Annotated in this window: 6 protein-coding genes; 1 reads left to right on the top strand and 5 read right to left on the bottom strand. The window is 69.9% G+C overall.

What is annotated here, in order from left to right; translation table 11 throughout:
- Window positions 1-622 precede the first annotated feature (622 nt).
- Complete coding sequence (locus AB0D46_RS38170) at window positions 623-1,057, bottom strand: DUF6228 family protein (protein WP_362884664.1); 435 nt, start codon at window positions 1,055-1,057, stop codon at window positions 623-625.
- Between the two features lie 169 nt (window positions 1,058-1,226).
- Between AB0D46_RS38170 and AB0D46_RS38165 the strand changes: the two genes are divergently transcribed.
- Window positions 1,227-2,086, top strand: a protein-coding gene (locus AB0D46_RS38165) for an IS5 family transposase (protein WP_362884663.1) whose coding sequence is annotated in 2 segments (ribosomal slippage) — window positions 1,227-1,578 and window positions 1,578-2,086 — 861 coding nt in all. Because the reading frame shifts where the segments join, the coding sequence is not laid out codon by codon here.
- A gap of 21 nt (window positions 2,087-2,107) precedes the next feature.
- Here AB0D46_RS38165 and AB0D46_RS38160 read toward each other — a convergent pair.
- The 4 genes from AB0D46_RS38160 to AB0D46_RS38145 all read right to left on the bottom strand — a co-directional run bounded on the left by AB0D46_RS38160 (window position 2,108) and on the right by AB0D46_RS38145 (window position 6,296).
- Window positions 2,108-2,404 carry a barstar family protein gene (locus AB0D46_RS38160; RefSeq protein WP_362884661.1) on the bottom strand — a complete coding sequence of 99 codons (297 nt, stop codon included), beginning with the start codon at window positions 2,402-2,404 and terminating at the stop codon, window positions 2,108-2,110.
- Window positions 2,405-2,757: 353 nt separating this feature from the next.
- Window positions 2,758-3,033: a hypothetical protein gene (locus tag AB0D46_RS38155; RefSeq protein ID WP_362884659.1), complete on the bottom strand. Its 276-nt coding sequence runs from the start codon at window positions 3,031-3,033 to the stop codon at window positions 2,758-2,760.
- Between the two features lie 164 nt (window positions 3,034-3,197).
- Window positions 3,198-5,000, bottom strand: coding sequence for an RNA-binding domain-containing protein (locus AB0D46_RS38150; RefSeq protein ID WP_362884666.1), 1,803 nt, complete (start codon window positions 4,998-5,000; stop codon window positions 3,198-3,200).
- A gap of 144 nt (window positions 5,001-5,144) precedes the next feature.
- Window positions 5,145-6,296, bottom strand: a complete 1,152-nt coding sequence (locus AB0D46_RS38145; RefSeq protein WP_362884657.1) for a hypothetical protein — start codon at window positions 6,294-6,296, stop codon at window positions 5,145-5,147.
- Window positions 6,297-6,791: the final 495 nt, after the last annotated feature.

Below are 6,791 nucleotides of genomic sequence, written 5' to 3'. Positions count from 1 at the left end.
AGAGGCGCTCGACCATCCCCGAGCGCTGGCAGCGTCCGGGACCCACCACGGAGGCGGACCGGCCGACGCCGACCCCCCGGACCCCGAACGCACCCCAAAGCCACCTGTGGCGGATGGGTACGCCAGGAGCCGACGGCCTCGACCGAACGCCCGGCACCGGGCAGACCGCGCCGCCGAAGCCGCGGGGGCCAAAAGCGCCCGCAAGCCACCTTTGGCAGACGGGCGTGCCCCAAACCCCCGCCGGCCAAGCCGTCCGCCCCCGGCCGACCTCCGCCCCCGCCCCGGACTTCCGCCCCCCGACCCCGGACCGGGGCCTCGGCGACTGAAATCCTCAAGTACCTGGTCACCAAAAGGTCGTTATGGGCGGGCACCTCGGACGCGTCCCAGTGGAGGCTGTCGCGCCAGGCCTGGAGCAGCGGTGCAGGAGAACAAGGCCGGCTCTGTCCGTCTTCGGCCACGGCAGCATTCCGGACCGGCACGCCGGCAGGCGCAGCACAGCGCGAAGGGCACTCGCTCGACCTACCTCCTTGGGTGGAATGATCACGGTGTGTCTGGTGTGATCACGACAAGCCCTCGGCTGAGCAGGCAAGGATCCCCTCCGGACGGGCCGACTGCCGACAACCTACTCTTCGCGCAGGAATTCCCGCAGGTCAGCGGCTACGGCGGTCATCCCCTCACCAGCCTCGATCACGGTCGTCACGGTGCAGTTCCAGTCGCCGGGGAAGAAGCCGGATCGCAGCGTCCAGCCCAGATACACATGGCCGCCCGAGCCGAACGTCGCCGTCACGATCAGGTGGTTGTTGTCCCAGACTCGCTCGCCCTCCCAACCACGGAAGTCACGCGCGAGGCCATCGAAGAACTCGCTCATGGTGTCCCAGACCGTCACTGTGACGGTCTCGAGCCGTGCACGCACACCGCTAGCGATGACCTCCACAGCGAAAGCGAACTCGTACTCATCTGCCCGCGACCAGTCGAACAACCGGACAGAGGGCGCCTGCGCCCCTGGCCCCCGAACGACAACCTCGAACTGCCCTGGAACCACCTCGATCAGACTCATCCACCGAACCATACGGACGCCGCCAGTCGACGTCACCGCCATCCCCTGCCTCCTGCTGCTAGCTCTCACCAACAAGCGTTCTTCGTTCGGGAGGCACCCCGCGGCGATCTCTGTTGTCCGAGCTGGGTCTAGAGCGTGTCCCTTTGATGGGTTGAGCAGTTGATCGGACATGCCTATTAGATTAGTGATCACTGATGCGATGTGGGACCGGATCGAGCCGCTGATGCCGGCTGATCCGGTCCGCGGACGACGAGGGGCCAACCACCGGCGGACCCTGGAAGCCATCGCGTGGAAGTACCGCACCTGCTCACCCTGGCGTGACCTGCCAGAAGAGCTGGGTCCGTTCCAAACGGCGCACAAGCGCCTGATCAGGTGGGCCGTGGACGGCACATGGGAGCGGGTTTTTGCGGCGCTCCTTGCGGTGGCGGATGCCGATGGCGACGTGGAATGGACGGTCTCGGTGGACTCCACCGTCTGTCGGGCTCACCAGCATTCGGCCGGAGCCAGGAAAAGGGGGCGCCCGGCCGGTCCGAGCCCGCTGATCACGCGCTCGGACGCTCCCGGGGCGGCTTGAGCACAAAGGTCCACCTGGCCAGCGACGGTCGGGCACGGCCTCTGTCCATCCACGTCACCGCGGGCCAGGCCGGTGACGCGCCGGCCTTCGAAGCGGTCATGGGCAGAATCCGGATCCCTCGAAAGGGACCCGGCCGACCAAGGACCCGCCCAGCAATCGTCCTTGCGGACCGCGCCTACTCTTCCCGAGCGATCCGTGGACACCTTCGCCGGCGTGGCATCCGTGCGGTCATCCCACAGCCAGGCGATCAGAGCCGTCACCGTTTGCGGCGAGGCCGCGCCGGAGGCCGCCCGCCCGGCTTCGACGCCGAGACATACAAGCAGCGCAACACCGTCGAGCGGTGCATCGCCCGACTCAAGCAGTGGCGCGGCCTGGCAATGCGGACGGACAAACTCGCCATCGCCTACCAGGCCGCACTCCACCTTGCTGCCATTCTCATCTGGACCCGGCGCTGAGCAAGGCGTCCAAAGGACTTCTCAGACCAGCCCATGGACGACGAGCCGGTTCTGTTCGCCGTCGAAGATGCCGGCCAGGACATCGGCCTCCCGCCGATCCCCACCGAAGAGACCTTGCTGGTCGACGTGCACGATGAGAATGTCGTGACTGTCGATCACCTCGGAGATGCCCCGGGTCTCGATCGTGTCCGACCACGCGTCCAGGTTCCGGCCGAACCACTCCGGCAACCCGCACGGCTCGGCAACCGCATACCAGAAGTCGTTGAGTGTCTCGATCGGCCGACCGCGCAGGTCAACGATCAGCTCGCTGCTCGTCATTGCAGCAGACTAGCCAGCCCCCCGCCACGAGGCACTCACCGGTCAAAGAGACAGGCTCTAGTCCGCCCCGCGCGCCCGGGCATCATCCCCACCGTTCGGTGTCTACGGTGGCAGCGAAGGTGTTCGTCCCGCGCGCCCGGGGATCAGCCCGCCGGACAGCCCGTGATCACGGGCAAGAAGGTGTTCGCCCCGCGTGCCCGGGAATCACGCCGCCGCCCTACGGTGACGTCCTGGCGCAACCTCCTGGAGGCTGCCCGCAGGGAGCACGACCGGGCGGCCCGTGCCGCAGACGGTCCGGGCTGGCAAGCGGCCGGCTGACGAGGTCAATCCGCATGCCGGTGGCGCCCCCGCTGTCACACTTCCGCGTCGAGGGGAATCGCCACCACACTTCCCAGGCTCAGCGGCGGGATGGACTGACCCGGCTGCGGCTCCTGGCGATGCCACTGCTGGCCGGTCTTACCTGTTCCCACGTTCGCCGGGCCCTCCGGCTCGCGCCACTCCACGACGGCGCCGGGAAACTGCTCCTCGGCCCGCCGGTCGCACCACTCGAGGGCGTCGTCGAGCTTGCTGAACAGGGCTCGGCCGACGCCCGCGAACGTGGCGAGGAAGTTGATGGTCGGATCGCTCATGAGTGGTGAGCGTAGACGCGATGCGGCAGCCACTTCCCAGACGGTCGGACCTGGCCACGCACATGGCCAGAATCAGCCTCTCCCGGACCATCCGCTTCACGTGCAGGACCACACCGAAATGAGGCCGCGGTCGCGTCATGCTTCGCTGTGAGCCGCCCGTGGGCCTACTGCAGTGCGTTCAACTCCGCGTCGATGTAACCGAACTCGCGAGCCATGTACACCAGGGCCCTCCTGGTCAGGTCCCGGCGCTGGGAGGCGGGGACAAGGGGGTCGCCGGTGATCGTGACGGCCATCATGGGCCGACTGCCGTCACCGGTCCCGAACGGCGCCAGGTCGACGAGGGTGTCCAGGGCGGGCAGGACGCCGTTCGTTGCGGGCCGTTCGCTGCTGAGCCGGAGCTCAGTGGTGGGCGGTGCCGACCACGGCAGATGCCCGGCGTCGACGAGGCCGGGCAGCAGCCCGGCGGCTGTCTCCCACGCGCTCAACAAGGCCGCCTGAGCTTCCTCCAGGTGCAGCTGCGTGTCCCAGCCGGTGCCGACGGTCGCAGCCCAGGCCGCGGAATCCTCGACCACGAGCCCCGCGCAGGCGACCACGGTGGACTCCATCGACGTCGGCAGGGCGAACATGACGCCGGCCCTCACAGCGGGTGCGCCGTCCGGGCTGCTGATCGTGCACGGGTAGGCGGCTGTACGGGAGGAGTTCCTCCTGTACTCACCCCGCTCCCACCGGGCGGCGGGCAGATTCGCCCCTCGGCGCTGCGACAGCATCGTCAGCGCACCGGACAACGCGCTGACCGGGAGCTGCTGCTCGATCTCGTGACGCCGCTGTGTGGTGATCTCCAGGGCGTCCGGACCGGCCCAGGGGAGATTCACCACGGCCCGCAGACGCAGAGCCGGCGTCTGGCCGGCGGTCCAGTTCGACGCCGCCCGGCCCTGATGGAGACTGAACCGGGGGAGGGGCTGCCATCGCCACGCGCCGTTCTCCGGCCGCGCCAAGCGGCCCGCACCCCACGATCCGCTGTCAAGGTCCACGCTCTGCGCGTCGGCCGGAAGCACCCACGACCGGCCGTCGGCCGCGGGCGCGACGGGGTAGCCCACGGCCGCGAGCGGGTCTCGGCCCGCGGCGCCGTGGCCGGCTTCGGTGATCGCCTGCCAGACGGGCGCGGCGACCGCGACCGGCGGGCGACCGGGAACCAGGCACAGGACCCACCCCGGTTCCTCGTCGCGGACATGGTGCAGGTCCTGCATGGCGGCCGGCCCGTGGGCCCACGCCTCCCCGGCCGGCTGGCCGAGCCCGGACCCGGCCAGCTGGCGGTGCGCGTCGCGCAGCTCGCGCTCCCGGTCCGGCAGGCCCTGTCCGATCCGTATGGCGGCCGGTTCGGCGCTGGCCACGGTTTCGCGCACCAGCTCGGCGAGCGCCTGAGGCGTCGGCATGCCGGAGGCCCGCACGCCGGCGGAGAGCAGCTGCTGAATCTCGTTCCGCAGCAGCCAGTGTGTGCTGTCCCCGTCCCGCACGGGCACAGCGACCGTGTCCGGCCGGACCGAGCTGGCCTTCCCGACCGGTGCCGGCACGACGAAGAGGGTGTCGACGGCCTGTGCCGGGACGTGGATGAACACCACCCGCTCGTCCTTGCCCGACCAGCCGACCCGGACCCCGCGCAGCGACGGCGTGATCTGGGCGCGGATCAGCTTGCGGACCTGGTCCAGGTTCACCGCTGAGGACTCGACACCAACGATGTGGTCAAGCACTTCCTCGTCGTGCTCCGGACGTGTCGCGATGCCGATGATGATGACGCCGCCGCCCCCGTTGGCGAAGGCGGTCACGTCCTTGGCGAGCTCTTCGACCGCGCGCGGACTATCCAGCTGGTAGGGCCGGACCTTCGCGTCGAGCCACTGCGTCTCGCGCAGTTCGAGGAGGGAGCCCGGCTCGTGAGCATCCAGCGCGGCCAGCGCGCTCGTCAAATCCATCGACACCCCGGCAGTATCCACCGGTGCCACGGCCTCCGGCGGCCGGTTTCCCAGTTCCTGTCCACCCAGGAGCTGGGCGTAGCTCTTACCTGCCGTCCGGCCCGCCGGGGGCTGGTCCCCAGGACAGTGAGCGGGTGGGGCCGCTCACCCCTCCATGGGTTCGAGGACGACATCGATCGTCAGGGCGAACCGGGGTCGTGTGGTGCGTCCGGTGCCTTGCGCCGCCTGGAGCGTCCGGTCACTGCTGCTGCCGAGCCACAGGCCCACGACCAGATCGGGCAGGTACTGCTCCATGGGCACCGCTGCGTGCCGGACGACCGTGTGGCCGACGGTGAACTGCTGGGAGGAGGGGAGGGCGGTGGCACCCTCGACGGCGGCGAGGAACTTCGCCGGAACCACGAGAACATCACCGGTGCCCCGGATCAGCCAGTACACGGCGCTGGCGCTGTGCTCCAACAGGTCGTGCAGCTGACGGCGTTTGACGGTCCAGGTGTCGCCGCGCCCGGAGCGGCCGGGCATCAGGGCGGTGGACTTCTTCACCTGGACGAGGTCTCCCGTCCGCAGATGGAGTTGGCCGGGTACGCGAATGTCGACGACGACGCCGATGTCGGCGCCGTTGGTCCGTTCCTCCTTCTTGGTCACGGTGCGGTGGCCGACCCGCAGATGCGGGCCGCCGACGCCGGTCAGCCGGGTGTGGGCGGGCAGGGCGGTGAACTCGCGGACGAGGCCGGCGAGCAGCGTGGCCGTGAGATGTTCCTCCTCAGCGGCCCCGAGGTCGCCCATGGAACCGGCGAACTCGGCAACCGCACGGCGGGCTGCGCCCCGCACGAGGTCCTCCAGGCCGTGGTCGGCGAGCCAGGTGGACGACGGAGCGCCCAGCGGTCGCGGGAAGGCGCTGCGGCGGTCGTCGACCGAAGCGGACAGGATGTCGAGCAGTCGCTCTTCCAGCGGCCGCGAAGACGCCATCGCGGCCTGCAGGCCTGCGGCACGGAGCTGGACGCAGAGGACCGGGCTACGGCTACAACGGCCGACCGCCTGCCGGACCGTGGGGTGCGCGTCGGCGAGCGCGACGGTGAGCGCGACGTCCAGACTCCTCAACTGCGTCCCCCAGAGCAGGAGCCACTCCAGCGAGCGCGCCCACGCCCCCGGGCGGGCCCGCTTGTCCACACGCGCACGCAGTCCGGCCGCCGCCACCGGGTCCTGCTCGCCGGCCAGTAGCGCCAGATCGCACCACAGCGCGGCAAGCCGTTGGTCCACCTCGCCGTCGAGGTGCTGCAGCAGGCGATAGGTCAACATCGCATGGCGGCCGCGATCGCTCTCACGCCGCTGATTCGCCCGCGCGAGCCCAACAGCGACCGCCGTAGGAACGGGCAGCACGGCGGCGACCGCGGGGGTGGCCCACATCGCCCACTTCACGACTAGCGGAGGGCCGCCGGGCCACGGCCACCCCATCATCGGGCGGTCAGCGCACTCGACCAGCAGGAGATTCTCCACCCAGGCCCGATGTGAGCCGGCGAATGCGGCGAAGGCATCCGGGTCCAGCCGGGTCAGCTCTTCCACATCGGACGGAGTGGCACTCAACGCCGCTCGGCAGCAGCCGAAGCACGTTGGAACGATACGGCGATGATCGGGGCAGGACTCCACCCCCAGACTTTACGGCTCCCGCACCCTCGCGGGCCGGGCAGCCAGGGACATCCGCCTAGGTTCTGTTTCTTGGATCAGCTGCGGAGCCAGATGATGAGGGTCGCGAGGGTGACGGTCCCGAGGTAGACGTAGGCACGTTTGTCGTAG

Source organism: Streptomyces sp. NPDC048383 (genome assembly GCF_040651775.1).
Classification (GTDB): Bacteria; Actinomycetota; Actinomycetes; order Streptomycetales; family Streptomycetaceae; genus Streptomyces.
The sequence above is the reverse complement of the archived record's forward strand: the minus strand, read 5'-3'. Positions and strand labels throughout refer to the sequence as shown.